This window comes from Enterococcus sp. DIV1682a (assembly GCF_051711005.1).
GTDB lineage: Bacteria > Bacillota > Bacilli > Lactobacillales > Enterococcaceae > Enterococcus_B > Enterococcus_B hirae.
Genome location: NZ_JBIOLT010000001.1, coordinates 2,307,501 through 2,332,983, shown reverse-complemented (window position 1 = coordinate 2,332,983; position 25,483 = coordinate 2,307,501). Strand labels below are relative to the sequence as shown.

Below are 25,483 nucleotides of genomic sequence, written 5' to 3'. Positions count from 1 at the left end.
ATTATTTAGGATTATTCTCTAAATGAAATCGGTTTATTTAATGTATGAAAGAAAGTAAAAGGAGTGAGAAAAGTGAAAATTACTTATCACGGACATTCATGTGTGTCGATCGAAATGAAAAATGGTGAACGCTTGATTATCGACCCGTTTATTACAGGCAATCCGTTAACAGATTTAACAGTGGATAAGGTAGAAGTAGACTGGGTTTTAGTTACTCATGGGCACAACGATCATGTAGGAGACATGGTGCCGATTGCTAAACAAAATGATGCAACGATTATCAGCATTGTTGAGATTACAAATTATGCGGAACAGTTAGGTGCCAAAGGACATGGGATGAATATTGGTGGAAAATATGAATTTCCATTTGGTATCGTAAAATTTGTTCCTGCCCAGCACAGCTCAAGTTATGAGGTAGCTGGCACACCGCTTTATATGGGCGAACCTAGTGGGATTGTGATCCAAGCAGAAGGAAAAACGATCTATCACGCAGGAGATACCGCTGATTTTAGTGATTTGGCTTTACTTGCCGAACAATTTACCATTGACGTTGCCTTTTTACCAATTGGTGATAATTTTACAATGGGACCAGAAGATGCAGCGAGAGCAGCAAAACGGATTGGCGCTAAGCTAGTCGTTCCTATCCATTACAATACATTTCCTGTTATCCAACAAGATCCTCAACTATTTATTGAGAAGTTGGCAGGGAACGAAGGAAAAATAATGAGCGTTTCTGAAACGCTGGAAGTGTAGGTTAAAGATATGGCGACGAAACATGACTTGATTTTAGAATATATCGAAAGCTTACCGGTTGGAAATCGTATTTCAGTCAGAAGTATAGCAAAAGAATTAAACGTAAGTGAAGGAACGGCCTATCGTGCCATCAAGGATGCTGAAAATATCGGATTAGTTTCAACGATCCAACGTGTCGGAACAATCCGGATTGAGCGAAAATTGAAAAAACATATTGAACGACTAACGTTTGGGGAAGTCGTCAGGATCATTGAAGGAGATGTATTGGGAGGCGCAACAGGATTAGACAAAGTATTGAATAAATTTGTGATCGGTGCGATGACGAAACATGCGATGGAACGCTATATCACACCAGGATCACTGATGATCGTCGGTAACCGCTCGGAAGTTCAAAAATTAGCTTTAGAAGATGGAGCCGCCGTGCTGATTACTGGTGGATTTGACACTACCCCCGAGATTGCTCGCTTAGCAGACGAATTAGCGATGCCGATTCTTCGTACGACTTATGATACCTTTACCGTAGCAACGATGATCAACCGTGCTTTAAGTGATCAATTGATTAAAAAAGACATTATGCTTGTCAGTGATATCTATATGTCAGCAGAAAAGACACACTACCTGCTACAAACAGATACGATCGCCGATTATCAAAAACTATCAGAGGAAACGCACCATTCACGATTTCCAGTAGTGAACCGTCACATGCGCTTGATGGGAATTATTACTGCTAAAGATGTACTTGGTAAAGCAGATACACAAGTAATTGAGCGGGTCATGACAAAAGACCCGATCAGTGTGAAAAAAACCATGAGTGTTGCTTCTGTCAGCCATCAAATGATTTGGGATGGTTTAGAAGTCATGCCAGTCGTTTCGGATGATTTGACACTTGAAGGGCTAATTACTCGGCAAGATGTGATGAAAGCCATGCAGTTAGTTCAGCGACAACCGCAAATTGCAGATACGATCTCTGACCAAATCTCAGGAGGAATCCAAACGATCGATCGAGACCGAGACGGGAATCTTTTGGCAAATCCAAAGTTTAAATTTATGGTTACCCCTCAAATGGTCAATGGGGTCGGTACGATTTCATTTGGTGTATTAAGTGAGATCCTTTCTGATGTTGCACAAAAAACCATGGTATTAAATCAACGCAGAAATATCATGATCGAACAGATGAGTCTCCATTATCTACGTTTAATCCAACTTGAAAGCGAATTGGATATTCGTCCAAGAGTGCTTGAAATTGGTCGGAGATCAGCCAAACTAGACATTGAAGTATATATCGAAAATACGATCGTTTCCAAGGCAATCGTTGTTTGCCAAGTAATGGAACGTTCATAGAAAGCAGGGAAATAATGACTGTCCAATCTGAAATTTTAGCAGAAATAAAAAAATATGATCGAATCATCATCCATCGACATCAACGTCCTGACCCAGATGCTTTAGGTTCTCAAGTAGGTTTAGCAGAGATTTTAAGAGCAACGTTTCCTCAAAAAGAAATTTACCAAGTCGGGGAAACTGTGGAGGGCTTGCGCTTTTTAGCAGAAATGCAAATAGTTGATGATCAAGTGTATGAAGGAGCTTTGGTCATCGTCACTGATACAGCAAATGCACCTAGAATCAGTGATGATCGTTTTAAGTTAGGTGAGAAATTAATAAAAATTGATCATCATCCAAATGATGAACCGTATGGTGATCTGGTCTGGGTCGATACGAAAGCCAGCAGTTGTAGTGAGATGATTACGGAGTTTGCCCTCATGTTTCCAAATGAGTTAACGTTGAATACCAGTGCAGCGCGTTTGCTTTATGCTGGGATTGTAGGAGATACAGGACGCTTCCTATATCCAGCTACAACCGCCAGGACGTTGGAAATTGCAGCAGATTTAAGACGTTATCCTTTTGATGCCAGTGCATTGAATCGTGAAATTGAACAAATGCCGATGAAAGTTGCTAAACTTTCAGGTTATTTATACCAAAATATCCAGGTTGATGAAAATGGCGCAGGAAAAGTGATTTTATCACAAGAACTCCTTTCGCAATACGGAATTGATGATTCTGAAACAGCAGCTGTTGTTTCCTTGCCTGGTGTCATTGATGAGGTATTAGCTTGGGGAATCTTTGTGCAACAACCTGAAGGATATTACCGTGTACGGTTACGTTCGAAAGGCCCGATCATTAATGAATTAGCGAAAAAGCATCATGGTGGTGGCCACCCGCTCGCAAGTGGCGCAAGTGCGAAAGATTTAGCGGAAGTGGCAGAAATTTATGACGAAATCAAAGAGATTTGTCATGCGTATCAAAGATAGTAACTATTTTAGAAGAGAGAGTTGTTCGTTGTAAAAATGATTTTTACTAAACTTTGTTTTAAAAATCACAAGTCTCTCTTTTCAAAAGACACGTTATCCGTTACAATAATGCTCAACGCTATTTTTAAAGGAGAAAGAAGATGACATTACCAAACTGCCCACAATGCGGCTCTGAATACACTTACGAAGATCGAGGATTATTTATTTGTCCTGAATGTGCAAATGAATGGACAAATGAAGAACAGGACCAAGTAGATGGCTTGATCGTTCTTGATGCTAATGGTAATCCTTTGGCAGAAGGCGATAGTGTGACAGTGATCAAAGATTTAAAAGTGAAAGGTGCATCTGGTGCCATCAAACAAGGAACAAAAGTGAAAAATATTCGTCTAGTGGAAGGCGACCATAACATTGATTGTAAAGTCGATGGATTTGGACCGATGAAATTAAAATCAGAATTTGTTAAAAAACTCTAATACACTCAAGGTATTTTCACCTTCTTTTTAGATCACTCATGGTAAAATAAGTTAAAATAAAAAGGAGTGGATTTATCATGTATGGATATGGCATGTATGGCTTTTTTGATCCTACATTTTTGTTAGTGATCATCGGATTAGTTATTTCCGGTATTGCCTCAGCTTATGTGAACAGTACTTTTCGTAAATATGACAAAATCAGAAGTAAGAATAACGTGACGGGTACTCAAGCAGCGCAATACATTTTACAAAGTCAACAAATTAATGATGTCGGTGTCCAACAAATTGCAGGAGATTTGACCGATAATTATAATTCAGGAAATAAAATGTTGAGCTTATCACAAGCAACGGCACAGTCTACTTCGGTAGCTGCAATTGGTGTTGCTGCCCATGAATGTGGGCATGCGGTACAAGATGCTGTTGGTTATGCGCCGCTAAAGATTCGTGCCGCACTGGTTCCAGTGGCTAATTTTGGTTCGATGATTTCATTTCCATTGATTTTGATTGGTGTTTTACTGAGCTGGAATGATACATTGATTAACATCGGTATTTTTGCTTTTTCACTTGCGCTTTTGTTTCAGCTAGTTACATTACCAGTTGAATTTAATGCATCCAGACGAGCCATTCAAATTCTAAGCGAAGGTGGTCTTCTGACAGCAGAAGAAGTACCAATGGCTAGACACGTACTCTTTGCCGCAGCATTGACATACGTAGCTGCAGCACTTGCCACTTTCTTACAATTGCTTCGTTTGATCTTATTATTCGGTGGTAATCGTAGAGACTAGTACATGGGACATTATTAAGGTCCTTACTAGCAATGAAAAATCGTAAGTAATTATCGTTAAACCGCTTTGACCTGGTTCAAACGCGAAGAGTTGAATAAGATAGGGCTATCTATCAAGATAATAGTTAAGTATAGGACAACAGGTTGTCCTATACTTTTTTGGCTTGTTTCAGCTATTTTCCAGCTTAAGGAAACAAAAGGATTATTTTTGGTGGAGTCTTTGTATCAGATGGAATAAATGGAGCCAAAGTTCATCTTCACGTTCAGGGTCAAGATAAAAGATATCTGCCGTTTGTTGTTGGGTATCGAACCAATCAGTGACGATTAAATCAGCTTCTTCAGGGTTTTCGGTGATTTGTAAAAACTGATGATTAAAAATATTTTTTAATAATTTTTCGATGTGGTAGTTTCCCGAAAAGACCTTGCTTATTTGTAGATGTATCGCTAATTTTTTATTTTCTTCCGATTTTAAAAGTGTATAGATCAGGCGACTAAGATGTTCGTGCAGTAAATTTTGGCTTGGTTGAGAAGTAAACGTGTCAGCGATGATCATTTGTATTTTTTTTAATCGTTGATCCGAGGCATCGATTTTCATATTTTCAGAAGGATAATAAAGTGCATGGAAGTAATCGATTTTTTCTTGGAATAAAAAAATAAACGTCGTCAGCATCATAATCAAATAATGGTAATAATATTTCTTTTCACCAGCAGATATCGAAGGGAATGACTCAGCTATTTTTTTGATCAGAAAAGAAACTTGTCGACAAAGCGAATGATTACTTTTAGAAAACTCATAGCCAAAGAGTGTTTTTTGTTGTTCGGGAATGAGGTTAGGAAAAAAATAGCAAAGTAAAAAATTAAAGTATAGTACTTCATTTTGGACAAGACTTTCAGGCAAGGATTGGGACAATTGTTTTTTCAATTCGCCGCTAAAATCTTTTGTAGAAGTTAAAATTTTCATTGTTTCATAGCTTTCTAAGAGGCTAGCATCTGGTAATTGATGATGAGCAGATCGCATTAAAAAGATTGCCACTAATAAGTAAACTTTTTCTTGTATCTTTGATGTTTTCTTGGTCATCAAAAGCTCATTGGATAAATGAGTATGCTTTACTTGGGAAAGTTTCATATTTGTCAAAGGCCAATCAATCCCCTGAAAAGCATCAGAAAAAAAGAAATACATATAAATTCTAATCGATAATTCATCGCCTTTCAAAATGTAACAATTTTGGCGAGAGATGATTTGCAGATGGAACTTTTTAAGTGATTTGTTTAATTGATTAGTTAGTTTTTCTAAATAAGAAGGAGATATGTACAACTTTTCCAGTAATATTTTTTTTGAAACACGGCTGTGTGGCGAATCAAAAAGTAACAATAAAAAATTAAAACGATTTGATTCGCGTAGGAAAAACAATTTTATATAATGAAAGATCGCCATTTTTTCATCTTTATGTTGTGAATCTAACTTCAATTCGCCTTTGGCAGTTGAGTAAATGAATCTAGGAATACTTAGTTGTTGAAAAATAGTCCCGTTTAATTTGCGGATGATTTCTTTGATCGTTCTCTTAGGGATTGATAGAACCTGAGATAATTCACGTAAGGAACATTTATTGGTTTGAACAATGGTATAGAATACTAACAATTCTTTCTTTTTTGCGTCCGTTAACATAAGTTGCTCCTTTTCCTTTTATTTTTTGTCCATGGGAGGACATAAACTGTGAGTGGAAAGAGTTTTTAATGTATGTTATTCTCACATAGTAGTAGTTGTTGTATGTGCATGTTGTTATTTAAATGGTATATAACAATCGTTTATTCTATTGTTGTTTTTTTCGCTCATTTTGTCAAGTTATAACAGATTAAATAATCAATTTATATAACAAAAACATTGTTATTTAGCTGATTTTGTTATGTTGGGTTTTGAGTGTTGAAGAAAGTTATTAATAAAATAAGCTTCTTGTTGAAATTGTACCTAAATATATTTTTTTGATGTTATGTTGTTATTTTTAATGGGGGATTAGTACTGTCCTCTAAATAATAATGTCTTTAATTTAGAGATGACTAAAAATAATGTCTTTTTAAAAGAAAATGATCAAAAGTGAGAAAGGAAGAATTGTATGAGTAGAGTAACAAATTTTAGCAAAGAGTATTTACTCTTTAAAAGTATGGTATATGCTGAAGAAAATGGCTTATCAAAGATAACAGCTAGGAGTTTAGCTTCTTTTTGTGGCTGTTCCACTTATCCGATTTATGCCCACTTTAAATCAATACGTATATTAAAAGAAAAAATACTTGAAGAAATAACGATCTGTTTTGATCGCTATTTATCAGAATATGTCATTGATGATTTCTTCAGTATCGTCCATCTATTAAAAGAGTTCTTTTCAATCCATGAAAGCATTCGTGGAGTAGTGATTAAGTCTGAGTTAGATATGGCTTCCTTGTTTAAACGTGCGTTTTCAGAATATGTCAAAGAACATACTGGGATCAAAGAGCCTTACTTATTAGAATTACTTTGGCTCAATGCATTAGGCAGTTTGAACTCAGACCGATCTTCTCATGAATTTTTTGAAACAATGACATTGATTTGGAATAAATTGGCTGAATTGGAAGAGAACTTGCCTGAAGTATTAACAAATATTGAATATTCCCCTAAGTAAATGGATGAAACGATGCTGAAGCGTCCTTTCATATAGATGATCAGAAAAATTGGTGGCAGCGTTTTATCTTTCGGCGATTTTGAAAGTGAAAAAGGGTAAATAGTTCGTTTATCTTTTTATCTATGCTATGATTAATATAGATAAAAGGAGCTGATAATGATGAAAACATCAACAAAAGTAACAATTGGATTAGGTGTCGCAGCAGCAGCAAGCGTAGCGACAGCAGTAGTTGTTTCGGGAAAAGTCATTGAAAAAATCCATCATTTGACGAACCGGGCAAAAGTAAAAAAGTTCGTTAATGAGACATTTGATGGAAACGAAAAACTACTAGATATCGTTGAACATTTATCGGATAGTGATTTAGATTCTTTGATGGGAATCCTGGCGAAGATCAAGTCAGGCAAAAAGAAAATTTCTGTCTATGGGGATTCTCTAAAAGGATCAACGGAAGATGTGAAAGACCGTTTACTCCATTACGTTGATAAAATCATGTGATGCAACAAAAAAAGTAAAGTTAAAAGTACAAAAAGAGCGAAAGTATTAGAAAATGGGACAAACATTATTGGTTTGTCTCATGAACGAATACTTTCGCTTTTTGTGTTCAATGTGTTTGTTCTTGCAGTAAGAGCAAATGACAAAACAGTAAATCATTTGCTTCTTTTAAGTTGAACCCAGTTTGTTCTTGGAATTTTTCGATTTTGTATTTCAATGTATTTCGATGAAGAAAGAGTGATTTAGCTGTCGAACTAATATTACCTAAATTTTTCCATAACACTGAAATGATCTCTTCCATTTCTGTCCGTTTGACCATCTCCTGATAACTTGCAATTAACTGATTGTTGTTCATTGTTCCTTTTGTATAATGATGTAAAGCCACCTCTGATAATGAGATTGCGCCACCATGTAAAGCAAAGTGCTTTTTTTCTTCAAAAAATATTTTCCGCTCCTCAAAAAACAGTTCTGAAAAATTGGGAGAAGGCAAATGAAATGAGCCAATAAATACTTGGGTAGTAATTTCAAAGTCTGCATCTAATGAAAGAAAAATACCTCTTAGCTCAGAAATTTCTAGATAACTAGGACATTTTTTTTCAATCAGTACAGCATCGGTTTCTGTATAAAAGAAAAAATCTTCTAAGTGGAAAAACATTTCACCGATTGTTTCTTGCCATTGGCGCTTAAGAAATTCTCCTCTTGGATCAATGTGAAATTGAATCATGCGAAAGCTTTCTTCTGCTACTAGCGGTTTATTTTCAAATAAATAATGATACCATGGATGATTATCTTCGACAGTAGCTACAGGGAATAACGCTTTCAAAATATTTGTTTCTTGTGTCGAAATCGTCGATTGATCGATCCATAAAAAATAATCATCAATTGCTAAAGAGAGAATTCCTTTATCGGAAGCAGGGGAATTTTTTTTCTGTGCATTAGGATAAAGTGTTATCAGTTTTGTCAAGTCCATCAAAGTCACCTCATGTTTTATTTTACCATAAGACAAAAAGCTAGTTACAACCTTTTTGACTTATGCTAAAGTTAAGCAAGAAAACGAAAAGTAGGGGATCGATTGGAAATGAAGGAAATCGATAATGAAAAACATGAAAAATGGATGCGTTTAGCCATTGAAGAAGCTCAGAAAGCCCAACAATTAGCGGAAGTACCAATTGGAGCGATTGTTGTTTTAAATGATGAAATTATTGGAAGAGGCTACAATTTAAGAGAAACCACACAAGACGCAACCACGCATGCGGAAATGATTGCGATCCGTGAAGCTTGTCAAAATGTTGGAAGTTGGCGTTTAGAAGAAGCCCAATTATATGTGACACTCGAGCCTTGTCCTATGTGTAGCGGTGCGATGATTTTATCTCGAGTCAAAGAAGTATACTTCGGTGCGTATGATCCAAAGGGCGGAACAGCGGGAACATTAATGAATTTGTTGACAGATGAACGCTTTAACCACCAAGCCCATGTAGTAGGAGGCGTTTTGGAAACGGAATGTGGCCAACTTTTAACGGATTTTTTTAGAGAGTTGCGCTTAAGAAAAAAGAAATTAAAAAAAGGCTAGCCAAATAAAAAAAAATCAGGTATACTATTATTTGCCGAAAGGCTAGGACAATGGCGGGCTTGTGAAGCGTGTCAGATCTGGAAGGAAGCAGCACTAAGCAGGATCCGCCATGTGTCTGATTAAAACGAATCTTAAAAGCGTGATAGGTAGTACTTTACTACTTGTTACGTTTTTTTTGTCTAATGAACCAGAGCCTCTTTAGTTTTTTAGGTACTTTATTTGTATTTTATAGAGAAGTAAATAGCTATAGAGAGTATAATTGTTATTGGTAGAAAGATACAGTTTCATACCAATGACCTAAAAATAAATAATCGAAAGAGGTACATATTGATGGTATTAACGTATCCAGCTGTTTTTTATTTAATGACCGATGATAAAGAACCATACTATTTTATACATTTTCCTGATATTGATGGAAACGGAACACAAGCAAATGATATAAACGACGGTATGCAGATGGCTAGTGACTATCTTGGGCTACAATTGTCTTATTATATTGAGGAAGAAAATAAATTGCCGTCTAGCTCAAGTGTAAACAATATTAATGTAGAAAACTATTTCCCTTTTGAGCAGACGAATACATACAATAAAGAGGATTCATTTGTCACGCTTGTTTCAGTTAATATAAAAGAGTATCTGGACATGGAAAAGAGAGAACGTAAAAATGTGTCTATTCCTAAGTGGGCAGATAAATTAGGCAAAGAATTGAAGATCAATTTTTCTGAAACATTGACACATGCGATTTTAAAGAAAGCAGAAGAAGTAAAAAATAATTAAAATAAATGACAAGAAAAAAGCCTGGAATAAAATTTAACTTTAGTCCAAAATATGAATTTTACAAATATTCACAACGAATATTTTGTAAAATTCTTTTTTTGAATAAGCAGAGAACTTGATAAAATGACAGCTCTAAATTTAATAGTGAACGAATAAATTGACTTAAGAACAGTGAAAAGTTGAAAGAATCATTTGAGTGATTTTGCTCAAATGATTCTTTTTTTTGTCACAAATTTTATTATTTTCCAACATATCTAAATGGAAACAAAAATCTTTAGCAAAGTAGTGAAAGGAAGGTCTGACAATGTAAAAAGAAGAATAGTGTATCAAACAAATGATGAAAGCTAAAAGCAAGGGACTCAAAACTGCAAACTAATGTCTGTTATGGAGGGCATTTCTTTCGCAGTCATTACGTTTAAAAGGAGGTGTTAGTATGACGGCATTAACGAAAGTCTTTGCTAGTGATCAAGCATTAATTCACAGTTTTTTTCTAGTGGTTCTATTAGATCTCATAACAGGTTGGCTTAAAGCAAAAGTCAATCATGTTTGGTATTCAACGCTAAGTTGGCGAGGACTTTGGAAAAAACTCAGTCATTTTGTGTTATTGATCCTGACGGGAGTCGTTGATTTTGTGTTGATCCAAAACGGCGTTCATTTTGAATTTACGTTAGTAAAGGTTTTTACGACTTGCCTGATTTTCACTGAGATTGGGAGCATTTTGACCAATATTGCTGAGTCAGAAGTAACGACTTATTTTGAGGGGATTTTAAAATCAATTCAAGACAAAATGAAACCAAAACAATAACGAAACAGAGAACGATTAGGAAGGATCAAAGTGAATTTACCGAGATACTACGTGATAATGACTTTTTTATTTACTAACAAAGCAACCTAGGCACAGCTTTTTAGAAAAAAGTGAAAGATTTTATTTTTTCTGTCACAAATCACTAAAATAGCTCACATATCTATGTGATTCGAATCAAATGATCAAAATAATTTTTTAGGAGGAGGAAAGATAACAGTAAGTAATAAGCTGTGTACATTTAAAGGCGCAACTAATATGAAAAAATGATTGAAAGTAAGGAGCGAACAATTATTATGGGACAATTTGAAACAGCAAAAACAATTTGGGATTACTTGGTCAGTCAAGGTTGGTCAAAAACCGCAGTTGCTGGATTATTAGGGAACATGCAATCAGAAAGTGGCATTATTGCCGACCGATGGGAGAGCGACATTGTCGGAAATATGTCTGGTGGATACGGACTAGTGCAATGGACACCAGCATCTAAATATATCAATTGGGCAAATGCGAATGGATTAAATTACAAAGACGTCATTTCTCAATGCAAACGTATTGAGTGGGAGGTAGCAAACAATCAACAATTTTATAATATATCTATGACGTTTCAACAATTTAAGACAAGTAACAAATCTCCAGAAGAACTGGCGAATATTTTCATTCAATATTATGAAAGACCGGCAAATGCAAACCAACCAGCAAGAGCGCAACAAGCTAGATACTGGTACCAACAATTAAACCGAACGAAAGTCGTGGATTGGTTCAACAAACATCGTGGACAGATAACCTATTCTATGACTGGCTCAAGAAACGGTACAGATGGAACGGCAGATTGTTCTGGAAGTATTACTCAAGCAGTCAAAGACAGCTCTGGAATTCCTTATAGCTATTTATATAATACGGTTACCCTAGGTGGTTATCTCCAAAGATGTGGTTATGTATTAGTTTTAGTCGGAAATTCAAACGCTTCCAATCTCTCTCAGCTGAAAGATGAGGATATTGTTTTACTTTCTGGTGGGTCCTCGATGGCTGATTCAGGTGGTGCGATTGGACATACAGGGGTGATTACTGGTGGTGGTAAAAACATCACTTCAACTTGTTACTATACGCAAGGAGAAAAAAAAACTGCGATTCAAGAATTACGTTTTGATAAAAATTATATCGTTGCAAATGGGTTTCATTATTATGAAGTTTGGCGTTTTTCTGGCGGTTTTAATCAATCAAGTTCAACAGGAATAACTAATGACCCAACGCCACCTTCATTTTCGACAAATGTTCATTATAGTTTACGAGTGTTGGGGGGAGCTTGGTTAGGAGAAATCACTAACTTTAACAATTCAGATTCTAATGGTTTTTCAGGATTACCGAATCATCAACACGATATGCTATATATCAAGGTTGATAAAGGAACATTACGTTATCGAGTACACACGATGACAAGCGGTTGGTTAGATTGGGTTAGTAAAGGTGATCCAAATGACATGGTCAATGGATGTGCAGGGAATCCTGGAGAAGCTATTGATGGGGTACAAATCTATTACACAACACCTGCTGGAGAAACTTATTCACAAGCATATTACCGTTCACAAACGACCGCTCGTGCTGACTGGTTACAAACTTGTTGCGATGATGGAACATCGATCGTCGGTTACGATGGTTGGGCAGGGATGTTTGGCGAACCGCTAGACCGTCTGCAAATCGGGATTGCGAAATCCAATCCTTTATTTACTTATTCACCAGGGGTAAATAATGGGGGAAGTTTTTCTACCAATGTTCACTATGGGTTACGTGTTTTGGGCGGAAGTTGGTTAGGAGAAATTACCAATTTCAATGATGTCGATTCCAATGGTTTTTCAGGATTGCCAAATAATCAACATGACATGCTTTATATAAAAGTAGATGCAGGAACGATTCGTTATCGAGTCCATACAGTAAAAAGTGGTTGGTTAGATTGGGTCAGCAAAGGTGATCCAAATGATATGGTCAATGGATGTGCAGGGAATCCTGGTGAAGCCATCGATGGTGTGCAACTTTACTATACGACACCTACAGGTAAGGCATTATCGCAAGCCTACTACCGTTCCCAAACGACCGCCCGAGCTGGTTGGCTAGGAGTATGTTGTGATGATGGCACCTCTATTGCTGGCTATGATGGCTGGGCAGGGATGTTTGGCGAACCATTGGATCGTCTACAAATCGGGATAGCTGCATCTAATCAATTTTTTGATTAAAAAAACTTTAATTAGTTGTCTGAAAAGAGAAAAATGAAGAAAACCATCTCCAAAAAATGAGAAACTGATTACTACTTGATTATTGCTGAAGAAGTAGGAATAGAAGAGTTAGTTTTAAGAAATAAGCCGAAGAATTCCGACATTCGTCCTGCGTATATTGGAAATTCTACGGCTTATTTCTGTCGATTTGATTGAACGTTGGTTGACGAATAAATGGGCAATGCCGATAGAATTATATCTATTGATCATGTTTTGCTGTAACGTATTTTTTCATCACTTTTCTACCCCGAATCGCTAGCTAGAGATAGACTGATTATTACTTTGATCCGATATTATCCACAAGGCTAACGTTTAGAATGGAGTCTATTCACAGCGGAGGAATTTGATTTTCTTTAAAATCTTTCAAAGTGAACAAAGAAAAAGCCTATGGTATGATAAAGAAAAGTGAGGCGAAAGAATAAGATGGAAAAAATAGTTCTATTACATACGAATGATTTACACTCGCATCTAGAAAACTGGCCTAAAATCAGAAGGTTTATTGAGCAAAAAAAGCGTGAAAACGAAAAAAAAGAAAATACCACGACCATCACTGTTGATTTAGGTGACTTTGTTGATCGCTGGCACCCGCTATCAGAAGCAACCGATGGACAAGCCAATGTTGAACTAATGAATAACGTAGGCTATGATGCTGTGACGATAGGTAATAATGAAGGCGTGGGAAATGCCAAGGATCAATTGAATCATCTTTATGATCAGGCAAACTTTGATATTTTATTGGATAATTTGTTTGATAAACATCTGTTGCAACCGCCGAAATGGGCAAAAAAGTACAAGATCATTGAAACTCCTCAACAGACTAAAATCGGCTTACTGGCTTTGACGGCTCCTTTTCCCTTAACATATAGTCCAAATGGTTGGGATATCAGAAACCCTTATGATATTTTACCTGAATTGGTGGAAGAACTAAGACCAAAAGTAGACATCTTGGTATTGATGAGCCATCTAGGTATCCAAGACGATCGTCAGATTGCCCAAGAACTTCCGTCAATCGATGTAATTTTAGGCTCACATACGCATCATTTGCTGATTGATGGTCAAATCGTTAATGGTGTTCAGCTTGCAGCAGCGGGAAAATATGGACAATACGTTGGAGAGGTTCACCTCACCGTTGATGAGCATAAAAACATCATCCAAAAATCAGCTCGGGCTATCCCAACAGAAACGATGACGACGTTTATTGAAGATGAGCAGGAAAGCCAAGATTATTTAACTAAAGGGCACGAACTATTAGCGGCAAAAAAAGTAGCCAAGTTACCTTATGATTTATCAGTAGATATTTTTGCGGAACATTCTTTTATCTATGAGGCGTTAGAAGCAGTCAAGTATCGTGGGCAAACACAAGGCGCAATGCTAAATAGTGGGTTGTTTTTAACTGGATTACCAGCAGGGCTGATCAATCAGGATCAACTGCATACGGCATTACCTCATCCAATGCATTTACTGAATGTCACACTTAAAGGAAGGGATTTGATTCGATTGGTATTAGAAATCGAAAAAAATCGTGCCTTTTTACGCAATTATCCAATCAGAGGTATGGGATTTCGGGGGAAAATTTTTGGACAAGTGGTTTATAGTGGAATCTCTTATGATGCAGTGAATCATCAAGTTCACTGGCTGAATCAGCCGATAGATAACGAGCGTCGATATACATTTACAACAGTGGATCATTTTATGTTTGTACCTTTCTTTCCAACGATTGAGATTGCTGGTGAAAATGAATTTTTATTTCCGGAATTTATTCGTAGCGTAGTAGGGGAATACTTAAATGCTCACTATCCAATAAAATAAAAACAAGGTATAATAGGAATGATAGGTGGTGAAAGCATGTCGGCAAAACAAAAAGAGCAACACGCCGTTGAAGCTAAAACAAAAGAAAAACAGACAGCGAAAAATGTCGAGGATCATACGGTGACAGAAGAAATCACCGCCGTGTTAGAAGAAATTATCGAAGAACCCAAACCGGAGAAAGTAAAAGGAGAAATCATTACTTTCATCGATGAGAAGAATTTTTTGATTGGCGAACAGCACTATCGCCTAGTAAAGGATCATCGAGAGGGGTTCAATCCAGAAAAACTTGGCGAAAGATATAGTGAAGTCTTGTCTCGTTATGACTATATCGTTGGTGATTGGGGCTATGAACAATTAAGATTAAAAGGATTTTTCCGTGTAGATAACAGACGTGCTCATCCCGACCAACGAATTGATGCTTTGGAAGATTATTTGTATGAGTATTGTAATTTTGGTTGCGCTTATTTTGTGATTGAACAAATCGGAGGTAAGAAGGAAAAAAATACTCCTCGCCGAAGAAAAAAGAAAAATCAAAACCAACATCGTGCGTACATTGATGAGAAAAAAGGACCCGTTTCTTCAAATCACAAAAAACCGGTCATCAAAAAAAGAAAAACAGAACAAAAAAAGACTGAAAAAACATCAACTAAACCAAAAGCCAACACTAATTTTACGATAAGACAAAGGGAAGAGTAAAGATGGATTATAAAGGATATTTGATTGATTTAGATGGAACGATTTATCGGGGGACTGAACCTATACCTGCTGGGAAACGTTTTGTGGAGGCTCTTCAGGCAAAAAAACAGCCTTTTCTGTTTGTTACGAATAACACCACAAAAAGTCCACAGGCAGTAGCCAATCGCTTGGCAGATGAATTTGATATACACGTTAGCCCAGAAACTGTTTATACAGCTTCTTTAGCAACGATCGATTTTATGCACGCTGCCGGGAAAGGAAACACGTTTTATGCCATAGGTGAAGCTGGTTTGATCGATTTGATTTTAGAAGCAGGGTTTGTCTGGGATGAAGAAAATCCCGATTATGTAGTGGTCGGTCTAGATAATTATCTGACGTATGAAAAAGTAGTCAAAGCGACTCTTGCGATCCAAAAAGGGGCAACATTTATTGGAACAAATCCAGATAAAAATATTCCAACTGAGCGTGGGTTGCTGCCAGGTGCAGGATCGGTTATTTCGTTTGTGGAGACAGCTACACAGACGCCACCGATTTATATTGGCAAACCAGAAGCGATCATTATGGATAAGGCGGTAGAAAAATTAGGTTTAACGAAAGCAGATGTCATCATGGTTGGAGACAACTATGAAACAGACATCCAAGCAGGGATTCGAAATGGGATTGATACGTTGTTGGTGCTCTCAGGATTTACGAAAGCTGAGGATGTACCTTTATTACCGGTACCTGCTACACACGTTCTCCGTTCGTTAGATGAGTGGAGTTTCTAGAATGAGAAAAACAAAATGGGTGTGGGGAGAATATGCGGGTTTGGTTTGTCTATTCCTCATGCTGATCAGTCTGGCGATCGCGATAACAATCAATTTTCGCTTTCTCTATGAACTAGACATCAAATATCTGAACATATTGGATCATACTACGCTTGATCAAGAAACTTTATTGAAAAATTTTGATCAATTAATGGCTTATTTAAATAATCCTTTTCAGAAGGAATTAAGTCTGCAAAATTTTCCTATTTCTGCAAGTGGAGCACATCATTTTTATGAAGTCAAAAAACTTTTTTTACTTAACTATTTTGTGCTGCTGTTGACGTTGATACCTAGTATCTACTATCTCTTTTATCTGAAACGTCATAAGCGTTTTTGGCGTTTAGTTCAACCGTTTAAGATTGGAATGCTCGTACCGATTGTTTTTGGCTTTTTTATGTTGGTAGGATTTGATCGCTTTTTTATCTTGTTCCATGAAACATTTTTTAACAACGACGATTGGCTGTTTGATCCGACAACCGATCCAATCATTAACGTCTTACCAGAACAATTTTTTATGCATAGTTTTATTTTATTTTTTATTTTAATTGAACTCTTTTTTGCTTTTTTTGTGATCATTGGAAAAAGAGAGCTAAAAAGAAGTTAAAATCAAACATAGAATAGAACAAATCATAATGCCTATTTTGTTTCAATAGAATAAAAAAAGCCCGAGACAAGGAGATTGTCTCGGGTTTTTGCTTTAAACGGTGTTCAAACATCAGCTCCTTGAAATAAGCCTGAATTTTTCAAAATATGAGAAGCTATTTTAAAAAATTCTTTCTTATTGTCATCGGAGCTATACGAGGTTTTCACAACCTCTGATTCACGGTGTTCAAGAAGCAACTCCTCAGCAATAAGCGATGATTTTCTAAAATATGAGAAGCTATTTTAAAAAATCCTCTCTTATTCGCTCGGAGCTGATCGCTTCTTTCACAACCTCTGATTCACGGTGTTCAAGAAGCAACTCCTCAGCAATAAGCGATGATTTTCTAAAATATAAGAAGCTATTTTAAAAAATCCTCTCTTATTCGCTCGGAGCTGATCGCTTCTTTCACAACCTCTTATTGAGTCAAACGACTGCGTTTTTCTGGCTCTTGGTGAGCAAGACGACTGGCAGCAGAGGCAGCGATTGCACCCACGATGTCATCCAAGAAAGTATGCACATTTTTTCCGTCATGGCTATTTAATTTTTGTAAAATACCAGGCTTTACTTTATCGATATAGCCATAATTAGTGAAACCGATTGTCCCATAGACATTTACAATTGATAAGGCTAGTATTTCATCGATCCCATACAGTCCTTCATCATCTTCAATGATATGTTGGAGCGGTGACATCAACTTATTTTCTTCTGCTAAAATATCTAATTGAACCCCAGTTATGATCGCGTTATGGACTTCACGTTTGGTTAAGACAGCGTGAACACTTTGGATACAATCTGCTAAAGTAAGATCAGTAATGTAATCTTTTTGTAAAAACATCACTAGCTCAGCAATGTCTTTAAGGGTTACTCCACGCTCATTGAGCAATTCACGTGCTTTTTCTTCTAGCGTTTCAGTTTTGATAACCATTTTCTTCCTCCTTTTGCTTCTGTGAATCAACTATATTGTTAGCCTACCAAATAAAAAAGCAAGAAACAAATGTTGTCTCCTCTGCTTTGGACAAAATGGTCAAAAATCATACAAGCTATCCTATTTAGGAGGAACTTTTTTATCGTATAAACTGGTACTATGTCCAGGTTGTGTGCGTTCTTTAGGGTTAATAAAGTGTAACGCATTATTGACAGCTGTAGGTGCTTCGCCAAATCCAGTAGCGATCAATTTTACTTTTCCTTTGTAAGAACAGATATCGCCAGCAGCATAAACGCCTGGTATCGAGGTTGACATATCTGAGTTTACTGAAATTGCATTTCTGGTACTTTCAAGTCCCCATGTTGAAAGATGTTCTAGATTTGAGGTGAATCCATAATTAACAATCAATGAATCAATCAGTAACTCAATTGTTTCCTCGCTTTTTACCCGTTTTAAGCGAACAGCAGTCAATTCCCCATTTTCTCCAGATAATTCATCAATGAGATAGGGAGTTAAAAGATTGACTGATGAAGCTTTCAATAAGTTTACACTATGCTCATGAGCTCTAAATTCTGGCCGGCGATGGATAAGATAAACTTCACTCGCAATCGGTTCTAGCATCAACGCCCAATCAATTGCTGAATCACCACCACCTGCAATTGCTACTTTTTTACCAGCATATTTCATTAAATCGTTCACAAAATAATCGAGACCGTGATGCTCATAAGTTGTTGCTTCTGGTACATTTAATTTTCTAGGTTGAAAAGAACCGCTTCCTAAAGTCAAAATGACTGCTTTTGAATAGTGGATTCCTTTAGTAGTTGTGATCTCAATTATTTCATCTTCTTTAGTAATAGAAAGAACTTCCTCATTCAAATGAAAAGAGTGATTGAATGTGGTTAACTGTTTTTCCAGATTTGCTACTAAGTCACTGGCTTTCACGGCGGGATAGCCGGGAATATCATAAATATATTTTTCTGGGTAAAGCGTTGCTAATTGCCCACCTAGTTGAGGTAAACTGTCAATGATCTTAGTTTTTGCTTGACGCATACCTGCGTAAAACGCTGCAAACATCCCTACTGGTCCTGCACCGATAATTGTAATATCATAGATTTCCATAGAAAACTTCCTCCTCATACCCACACTATAGCAGAATTTAATTGAGAATACTTCTCAAACAAATGATTTATTTCTAATTCTTAAGGAGGTTGGGGCAGAAGCGAAAACGATCTCTCGTGAAATCTACTGGTTCACATATTTAAAAATACTCGTGGATTATTTTTTAAGTCAGAGAAACGCAGAAAAGTATCTATCATTTGATAAAAAGTATATAATCATTTTTACATAAGGATGAGTCTTTTTGTTTTCTTAAGTTTCATGTAACAGCGAATAGAGAGAATATGTTATTATTACCAATGAAGGAATAATTTTTAGGAGGAAAAAGATATGGTATTCCCACAATTAAGCTTAGAAAATGAAAAAGGACCAAAGGCAGTAATAAAAACAAACCGTGGTGACATTACGGTCCAATTATTCCCAGAATTAGCGCCTAAAACAGTTAAAAATTTTATTGAACTTGCTAAAAAAGGATATTACGACGGAGTAATTTTCCACCGTGTCATCCCTGATTTTATGATTCAAGGTGGCGATCCAACTGGTACAGGTATGGGTGGCGAAAGCATCTATGGTGAAAGTTTTGAAGATGAATTTAGTCGTGAGTTGTTCAACTTACGTGGGGCGTTATCGATGGCTAACTCTGGACCAAATACAAACGGTAGCCAGTTCTTTATCGTGAATAATGAAAATGTACCAGCGAATATGCTAGATCAATTAGAAGGTGCAGGCTTCCCGGCTGAAATCATCGAAGCATACAAAGGTGGTGGGACACCTTGGCTAGATTTCCGTCATACTGTATTTGGTCATGTGATTGATGGCATGACTACCGTAGATGAAATTGCTAACGTACAACGTGGTCCACAAGATCGTCCAGTACATGATGTAGTGATCGAGAAAGTTGAAGTATCAGAATAATCACTCGCAATAGTAAGACATTTTAATTATTAACTAATCACAAAATAAACCAACTGGTTTCAATCATTGACCCAGTTGGTTTATTTTATTTCTAATTAGAATAGAACCTCGTTTAAAAGACGTCAAAAATGCTTTTGTTTTTTATGTGAAGGCTTTTTTTATCCGCATCAATCCATCTAGTAGTGTTTCTTCCGGACAAGCTAAATTCAATCGCATATGAGCATGACCGGCAGGACCAAATGAGATGCCAGGATTTAAAACAACTTTTCCTTTGGTAATCAATGTTTGTTCTAGCAACTCGTCATTCGCTTCATAAGCAGAAAAATCTAACCACATCAAATACGTTCCTTCAATCGTCATCACACCTAGTTGAGGTAAATGTTTTTCAAAAAAAGAAGTGGCAGTGGCCGCGTTTTTTTCTATATAAGGAAGCAGTTGACTAAGCCATTCTCTACCCGTTTCGTAAGTAGCTTGTGTACCGATTAGACCAAAAGTATTTATATCTTGTTGCTGATTCATTAGTAACCGCTGTTCAAATTGTTCTTTTAGTTTAGGATTTTTTATAAACACCATTGAGTTTTTAATCGCTGCTAAATTAAAGGTCTTGGTTGCCGAAGTAAACGTGATTAAAGACTGACTTAGGGTTTCATCAATCGTTAACATCGAGTTAAAATGGTTCGTTGAAAAAACTAAGTCTTGATGAATTTCATCACTAAAAAGCAGCACTTTGTGTTTCAAACATAGTTCGCTTAGTTGTGATAATTCTTCTTTAGTCCAAACACGCCCCCCTGGATTGTGGGGATTACAAAGGATTACCACTTTTACTTGTTGTTCAACGATCTTTTTTTCCATATCTTGAAAGTCCATCATGAATTTATTGTTTTGTTCAATTAATTGACTCCGTATAAGCTGACGGTGATTACTCTCGACGATTGCAGAAAAAGGTGGGTAAACGGGGTCATGGATCAGCACACTGTCACCTGGTTCAGTAAAAGTTTGAATTGCAACAGCTAAACTAGATAAAACACCGCTAGTAAAGACAATGTGTTCTTTTGTTAAAGATACCTGATGCTGTTGTTTTTCCCAATTGATGACTGCGTGATATAATTTTTCTGAAACGGTAGAGTAACCAAAAAGACCTTGAGAAACATAATTTTCAAAAACTTTTTTTACTCCAGCAGGTGATAAAAAATCCATGTCTGCAACCCATAAAGGCAATAAGTCGTCTCTTTGATAGGTTTCTTTAATTGAATCCCATTTTACGCTATCGGTATGTCTTCTTGAAACTTTCTTGTCAAATTCACTCATCTAAAGGACCCCTTTTTCTATTGAGTATTTTCAAAACTTCTTTTTTTAAATCATTTACAGTATAATGATAAATGCAAAGAGAGGGAAGTACATGACATATAAAATTGGACAAATAATTAAAGGAAAAATAACTGGAATACAGCCTTATGGTGCATTTGTGTCTTTAGACGAGGAAACACAAGGCTTGATTCACGTATCAGAAGTACAATCAGGTTACACGAAAAGTATTCACACATTGTTAAAAGTTGGTCAACCAGTAACTGTTCAAATCATTGATATTGATGAATATTCAAAAAAAATTAGTTTGTCGTTACGTACGTTGGAGAAGAAGAGCCCTGTTATTCCTTATCGAAGGAAAAGATACTTTACGAATAAAAATAAAAAGATCGGGTTTGCCACGATTGCGGAACAACTACCAAAATGGGTGGACGAAGCACTAGAAGAACTAGAACAGAAAGAAAATAAGAAATAAAAAGTGTATTTTTTCTGAAAATGTGCTAGAATTTTTATGTAAACCACAGAACAAGTTGATCGAGGTGGAAATTTTGGCAAGCAAAAAAGTAGCTGGTACAATCATGTTGCATTTGGAGGATGGATCAAAAAAATTTTTAGTCCATTCAATTGATGACAAGCTGGAGTTTGCATTAGCAGAGCTTTCAGAAGAAAAGACGGGGTTAGCAAACATACTTAGCTTTTTAAAAGAAATCGTTCATATTGATGTTAGCAAAATTAATTTGATGGAGTTGACCAATACACATATTAATCACGAAAATGTTCCATTGTTTGTTTTTGAAACTGAGCAAAAAAGTCAAAGTGAAGACTTAGGTAAAGGCTATCTTTGGGAAGACCCAGATCAAATGCGCTCTGTCCTTGGCACTTACGAAGTGGAAGGAGTTCCTTTCTTTTAATGTAGAATTAGACACCAAAAGAAACTTGAAAAAAATTCAAGTTTCTTTTTTTATGGTAACCGGTCCTCTTTAAAGGATGAAACGTTCAGTTTATCATGGATTATATTCGATAATGCAAACTTTTTTATGCTTCTTTTGAAGTAAAAGCGAATGATGATCTTTTGCTTGAATATTCTTTTGAAAAATTAAGTGAAAATGCTTGTTGACGTACCTTGGTTTACGTGATAAATTTATTAACGTTGATTTAAGAAACAGCGTAATGAAACTTTCTAAAAAAATAGCAGAAAAGTTCTTGACGTTTCTAAAAACACATGATAAGATAACTAAGTCGTTAAAAAACGACAGCTTACGAAGCTTGATTCTATCGAAAAAAACTTCAAAAAAGTTGTTGACAAATAACAAACGACGAGTTATGATAAATGAGTTGCTGAAACACTTCTGGAAAATGAAGTCAAAAAAACTTTTAAAAAAGAGTTGACAAACAAATGTCACTCTGATATGATATAAAAGTTGCTACGGCAATCTCAACTGATTAGCTTTTAATCAAGTAGACCTTTGAAAACTGAACAAAGCAAAGACAAACCAAATGTGTAGGGCGTCTTGATTGATTCAAGACAACAAACATTTTTAACAAGCAAGCAATATGCTAGCAAACAATTGAGCTTAACAATCGTAAGATTGTTCGAACTTTTTATGAGAGTTTGATCCTGGCTCAGGACGAACGCTGGCGGCGTGCCTAATACATGCAAGTCGAACGCTTCTTTTTCCACCGGAGCTTGCTCCACCGGAAAAAGAGGAGTGGCGAACGGGTGAGTAACACGTGGGTAACCTGCCCATCAGAAGGGGATAACACTTGGAAACAGGTGCTAATACCGTATAACAATCGAAACCGCATGGTTTTGATTTGAAAGGCGCTTTCGGGTGTCGCTGATGGATGGACCCGCGGTGCATTAGCTAGTTGGTGAGGTAACGGCTCACCAAGGCGACGATGCATAGCCGACCTGAGAGGGTGATCGGCCACATTGGGACTGAGACACGGCCCAAACTCCTACGGGAGGCAGCAGTAGGGAATCTTCGGCAATGGACGAAAGTCTGACCGAGCAACGCCGCGTGAGTGAAGAAGGTTTTCGGATCGTAAAACTCTGTTGTTAGAGAAGAACAAGGATGAGAGTAACTGTTCATCCCTTGACGGTATCTAACCAGAAAGCCACGGCTAACTACGTGCCAGCAGCCGCGGTAATACGTAGGTGGCAAGCGTTGTCCGGATTTATTGGGCGTAAAGCGAGCGCAGGCGGTTTCTTAAGTCTGATGTGAAAGCCCCCGGCTCAACCGGGGAGGGTCATTGGAAACTGGGAGACTTGAGTGCAGAAGAGGAGAGTGGAATTCCATGTGTAGCGGTGAAATGCGTAGATATATGGAGGAACACCAGTGGCGAAGGCGGCTCTCTGGTCTGTAACTGACGCTGAGGCTCGAAAGCGTGGGGAGCAAACAGGATTAGATACCCTGGTAGTCCACGCCGTAAACGATGAGTGCTAAGTGTTGGAGGGTTTCCGCCCTTCAGTGCTGCAGCTAACGCATTAAGCACTCCGCCTGGGGAGTACGACCGCAAGGTTGAAACTCAAAGGAATTGACGGGGGCCCGCACAAGCGGTGGAGCATGTGGTTTAATTCGAAGCAACGCGAAGAACCTTACCAGGTCTTGACATCCTTTGACCACTCTAGAGATAGAGCTTCCCCTTCGGGGGCAAAGTGACAGGTGGTGCATGGTTGTCGTCAGCTCGTGTCGTGAGATGTTGGGTTAAGTCCCGCAACGAGCGCAACCCTTATTGTTAGTTGCCATCATTTAGTTGGGCACTCTAGCAAGACTGCCGGTGACAAACCGGAGGAAGGTGGGGATGACGTCAAATCATCATGCCCCTTATGACCTGGGCTACACACGTGCTACAATGGGAAGTACAACGAGTCGCAAAGTCGCGAGGCTAAGCTAATCTCTTAAAGCTTCTCTCAGTTCGGATTGTAGGCTGCAACTCGCCTACATGAAGCCGGAATCGCTAGTAATCGCGGATCAGCACGCCGCGGTGAATACGTTCCCGGGCCTTGTACACACCGCCCGTCACACCACGAGAGTTTGTAACACCCGAAGTCGGTGAGGTAACCTTTTGGAGCCAGCCGCCTAAGGTGGGATAGATGATTGGGGTGAAGTCGTAACAAGGTAGCCGTATCGGAAGGTGCGGCTGGATCACCTCCTTTCTAAGGAATATTACGGAGACTACACTGTTTGTTTTTCACTTTGTTCAGTTTTGAGAGGTTTACTCTCAAAGATATATTTTTGTTCATTGAAAACTGGATATTTGAAGTAAATTAGTAATACAAACCGAGAACACCGCGTTGAATGAGTTTTTTAATAAGTTCAATTGCTTATTTTCTTGATTGGACTTCTATCGCTAGAAGAAAGATCAAAACCCAACCGTAAGGTTGATAAGGTTAAGTGAATAAGGGCGCACGGTGGATGCCTTGGCACTAGGAGCCGATGAAGGACGGGACTAACACCGATATGCTTTGGGGAGCTGTACGTAAGCTATGATCCAGAGATTTCCGAATGGGGGAACCCAGCATCTTTTATAGGATGTTACGTTTGCGTGAATACATAGCGCATTCGAGGTAGACGCAGAGAACTGAAACATCTAAGTACCTGCAGGAAGAGAAAGAAAATTCGATTCCCTGAGTAGCGGCGAGCGAAACGGGAAAAGCCCAAACCAATGAGCTTGCTCATTGGGGTTGTAGGACTCCGATATGGTAGTTCTTTCAGATAGTCGAATGACTTGGAAAAGTCAGTCAAAGAGGGTAAAAACCCCGTAGATGAAATTTGGAAGGCACCTAGGAGGATCCTGAGTACGGCGGAACACGAGGAATTCCGTCGGAATCCGGGAGGACCATCTCCCAAGGCTAAATACTCCCTAGTGACCGATAGTGAACCAGTACCGTGAGGGAAAGGTGAAAAGCACCCCGGAAGGGGAGTGAAATAGAACCTGAAACCGTGTGCCTACAACAAGTCAAAGCCCGTTAATGGGTGATGGCGTGCCTTTTGTAGAATGAACCGGCGAGTTACGATTGCATGCGAGGTTAAGTTGAAGAGACGGAGCCGCAGCGAAAGCGAGTCTGAATAGGGCGTTTGAGTATGTAGTCGTAGACCCGAAACCATGTGATCTACCCATGTCCAGGTTGAAGGTGCGGTAAAACGCACTGGAGGACCGAACCCACGTACGTTGAAAAGTGCGGGGATGAGGTGTGGGTAGCGGAGAAATTCCAAACGAACTTGGAGATAGCTGGTTCTCTCCGAAATAGCTTTAGGGCTAGCCTCGGAATTGAGAATGATGGAGGTAGAGCACTGTTTGGACTAGGGGCCCATCTCGGGTTACCGAATTCAGATAAACTCCGAATGCCATTCATTCATATCCGGGAGTCAGACTGTGAGTGATA

22 protein-coding genes, 2 rRNA genes, 1 other RNA gene and 2 pseudogenes (1 of these 27 running past the window's edge) are annotated in these 25,483 nt (G+C 37.8%); 22 read left to right on the top strand and 5 right to left on the bottom strand.

Annotation, left to right across the window (positions count from 1 at the left end; translation table 11 throughout):
* Positions 1 to 72: 72 nt before the first annotated feature.
* From IGJ23_RS10685 to IGJ23_RS10665, 5 genes are all read left to right on the top strand, one after another.
* The gene (locus tag IGJ23_RS10685) at positions 73 to 753 is read left to right on the top strand and encodes a metal-dependent hydrolase (protein ID WP_010720740.1); all 681 of its coding nucleotides are present in this window, start codon (positions 73 to 75) and stop codon (positions 751 to 753) included.
* A gap of 9 nt (positions 754 to 762) precedes the next feature.
* Entirely contained in the window at positions 763 to 2,094 is a 1,332-nt protein-coding gene (locus IGJ23_RS10680) for a DRTGG domain-containing protein (protein WP_010737191.1), read from the top strand.
* 14 nt (positions 2,095 to 2,108) lie between these two features.
* Complete coding sequence (locus tag IGJ23_RS10675) at positions 2,109 to 3,059, top strand: DHH family phosphoesterase (RefSeq protein WP_088745465.1); 951 nt, start codon at positions 2,109 to 2,111, stop codon at positions 3,057 to 3,059.
* Between the two features lie 140 nt (positions 3,060 to 3,199).
* Positions 3,200 to 3,532, top strand: coding sequence for a zinc ribbon domain-containing protein YjdM (locus tag IGJ23_RS10670; RefSeq protein WP_010720737.1), 333 nt, complete (start codon positions 3,200 to 3,202; stop codon positions 3,530 to 3,532).
* A 77-nt stretch (positions 3,533 to 3,609) separates the two neighbouring features.
* Positions 3,610 to 4,317, top strand: a complete 708-nt coding sequence (locus tag IGJ23_RS10665) for a zinc metallopeptidase (RefSeq protein WP_010720736.1) — start codon at positions 3,610 to 3,612, stop codon at positions 4,315 to 4,317.
* Between the two features lie 201 nt (positions 4,318 to 4,518).
* On the opposite strand, the gene IGJ23_RS10660 is transcribed toward IGJ23_RS10665, so the two are convergent.
* A complete protein-coding gene (locus IGJ23_RS10660) occupies positions 4,519 to 5,982 on the bottom strand; it encodes a helix-turn-helix domain-containing protein (RefSeq protein ID WP_010737192.1) in 1,464 nt (487 codons plus the stop codon).
* A gap of 445 nt (positions 5,983 to 6,427) precedes the next feature.
* Here IGJ23_RS10660 and IGJ23_RS10655 point away from each other — a divergent pair, with 445 nt between their 5' ends.
* Both IGJ23_RS10655 and IGJ23_RS10650 read left to right on the top strand, forming a co-directional pair.
* Positions 6,428 to 6,970, top strand: a complete 543-nt coding sequence (locus tag IGJ23_RS10655; RefSeq protein ID WP_010720734.1) for a hypothetical protein — start codon at positions 6,428 to 6,430, stop codon at positions 6,968 to 6,970.
* A 159-nt stretch (positions 6,971 to 7,129) separates the two neighbouring features.
* Positions 7,130 to 7,465, top strand: a complete 336-nt coding sequence (locus tag IGJ23_RS10650) for a hypothetical protein (protein ID WP_010737193.1) — start codon at positions 7,130 to 7,132, stop codon at positions 7,463 to 7,465.
* A 106-nt stretch (positions 7,466 to 7,571) separates the two neighbouring features.
* Here IGJ23_RS10650 and IGJ23_RS10645 read toward each other — a convergent pair whose 3' ends face one another.
* The gene (locus IGJ23_RS10645) at positions 7,572 to 8,432 is read right to left on the bottom strand and encodes a helix-turn-helix domain-containing protein (RefSeq protein ID WP_010720732.1); all 861 of its coding nucleotides are present in this window, start codon (positions 8,430 to 8,432) and stop codon (positions 7,572 to 7,574) included.
* 108 nt (positions 8,433 to 8,540) lie between these two features.
* Here IGJ23_RS10645 and tadA point away from each other — a divergent pair, with 108 nt between their 5' ends.
* The 10 genes and pseudogenes from tadA to IGJ23_RS10595 all read left to right on the top strand — a co-directional run bounded on the left by tadA (position 8,541) and on the right by IGJ23_RS10595 (position 16,793).
* A complete protein-coding gene (gene tadA / locus IGJ23_RS10640) occupies positions 8,541 to 9,032 on the top strand; it encodes a tRNA adenosine(34) deaminase TadA (RefSeq protein WP_010720731.1) in 492 nt (163 codons plus the stop codon).
* Positions 9,033 to 9,072: 40 nt separating this feature from the next.
* Positions 9,073 to 9,157, top strand: an RNA gene (gene ffs, locus IGJ23_RS10635) — signal recognition particle sRNA small type.
* Between the two features lie 205 nt (positions 9,158 to 9,362).
* Positions 9,363 to 9,809 (top strand): type II toxin-antitoxin system HicB family antitoxin, encoded by a 447-nt coding sequence (locus IGJ23_RS10630; RefSeq protein WP_010720730.1) that lies wholly within the window; start codon positions 9,363 to 9,365, stop codon positions 9,807 to 9,809.
* Positions 9,810 to 10,242: 433 nt separating this feature from the next.
* On the top strand, positions 10,243 to 10,614 hold the full coding sequence (locus IGJ23_RS10625; RefSeq protein ID WP_053766345.1) for a phage holin family protein: 372 nt from the start codon (positions 10,243 to 10,245) through the stop codon (positions 10,612 to 10,614).
* Positions 10,615 to 10,877: 263 nt separating this feature from the next.
* Positions 10,878 to 11,285, top strand: a pseudogene (locus tag IGJ23_RS10620) (phage tail tip lysozyme); the annotation flags it as partial.
* Positions 11,286 to 11,360: 75 nt separating this feature from the next.
* Positions 11,361 to 12,329, top strand: a pseudogene (locus tag IGJ23_RS10615) (peptidoglycan amidohydrolase family protein); the annotation flags it as partial.
* Between the two features lie 972 nt (positions 12,330 to 13,301).
* Positions 13,302 to 14,687, top strand: coding sequence for a bifunctional metallophosphatase/5'-nucleotidase (locus IGJ23_RS10610; protein WP_207433581.1), 1,386 nt, complete (start codon positions 13,302 to 13,304; stop codon positions 14,685 to 14,687).
* A 36-nt stretch (positions 14,688 to 14,723) separates the two neighbouring features.
* Positions 14,724 to 15,383 carry a YutD family protein gene (locus IGJ23_RS10605; protein WP_010720726.1) on the top strand — a complete coding sequence of 220 codons (660 nt, stop codon included), beginning with the start codon at positions 14,724 to 14,726 and terminating at the stop codon, positions 15,381 to 15,383.
* Between the two features lie 2 nt (positions 15,384 to 15,385).
* Positions 15,386 to 16,150, top strand: coding sequence for a TIGR01457 family HAD-type hydrolase (locus IGJ23_RS10600; protein WP_010720725.1), 765 nt, complete (start codon positions 15,386 to 15,388; stop codon positions 16,148 to 16,150).
* A gap of 1 nt (position 16,151) precedes the next feature.
* A complete protein-coding gene (locus tag IGJ23_RS10595) occupies positions 16,152 to 16,793 on the top strand; it encodes a TIGR01906 family membrane protein (RefSeq protein ID WP_438774943.1) in 642 nt (213 codons plus the stop codon).
* 454 nt (positions 16,794 to 17,247) lie between these two features.
* Here the strand turns inward: IGJ23_RS10595 and IGJ23_RS10590 are convergent, their stop codons facing one another.
* Together IGJ23_RS10590 and IGJ23_RS10585 are read right to left on the bottom strand one after the other, a co-directional pair.
* Complete coding sequence (locus IGJ23_RS10590) at positions 17,248 to 17,757, bottom strand: phosphatidylglycerophosphatase A family protein (RefSeq protein ID WP_126343325.1); 510 nt, start codon at positions 17,755 to 17,757, stop codon at positions 17,248 to 17,250.
* Positions 17,758 to 17,877: 120 nt separating this feature from the next.
* Complete coding sequence (locus IGJ23_RS10585) at positions 17,878 to 18,876, bottom strand: NAD(P)/FAD-dependent oxidoreductase (protein WP_034700569.1); 999 nt, start codon at positions 18,874 to 18,876, stop codon at positions 17,878 to 17,880.
* Between the two features lie 327 nt (positions 18,877 to 19,203).
* On the opposite strand from IGJ23_RS10585, the gene IGJ23_RS10580 reads away from it, so the two are divergent.
* Positions 19,204 to 19,788 carry a peptidylprolyl isomerase gene (locus tag IGJ23_RS10580; RefSeq protein WP_010720721.1) on the top strand — a complete coding sequence of 195 codons (585 nt, stop codon included), beginning with the start codon at positions 19,204 to 19,206 and terminating at the stop codon, positions 19,786 to 19,788.
* Between the two features lie 141 nt (positions 19,789 to 19,929).
* On the opposite strand, the gene IGJ23_RS10575 is transcribed toward IGJ23_RS10580, so the two are convergent.
* The gene (locus tag IGJ23_RS10575; RefSeq protein WP_438774942.1) at positions 19,930 to 21,096 is read right to left on the bottom strand and encodes a MalY/PatB family protein; all 1,167 of its coding nucleotides are present in this window, start codon (positions 21,094 to 21,096) and stop codon (positions 19,930 to 19,932) included.
* Positions 21,097 to 21,187: 91 nt separating this feature from the next.
* Here IGJ23_RS10575 and IGJ23_RS10570 point away from each other — a divergent pair, with 91 nt between their 5' ends.
* The 4 genes from IGJ23_RS10570 to IGJ23_RS10555 all read left to right on the top strand — a co-directional run.
* Positions 21,188 to 21,568, top strand: coding sequence for a CvfD/Ygs/GSP13 family RNA-binding post-transcriptional regulator (locus tag IGJ23_RS10570; RefSeq protein WP_010720719.1), 381 nt, complete (start codon positions 21,188 to 21,190; stop codon positions 21,566 to 21,568).
* A gap of 73 nt (positions 21,569 to 21,641) precedes the next feature.
* Entirely contained in the window at positions 21,642 to 22,004 is a 363-nt protein-coding gene (locus tag IGJ23_RS10565; protein WP_010720718.1) for a hypothetical protein, read from the top strand.
* Between the two features lie 689 nt (positions 22,005 to 22,693).
* Positions 22,694 to 24,253 (top strand): 16S ribosomal RNA (locus IGJ23_RS10560).
* Positions 24,254 to 24,485: 232 nt separating this feature from the next.
* Positions 24,486 to 25,483, top strand: a 23S ribosomal RNA gene (locus IGJ23_RS10555) (it continues 1,916 nt past the right edge of the window).
* Together the 16S and 23S rRNA genes form the textbook arrangement of a ribosomal RNA operon.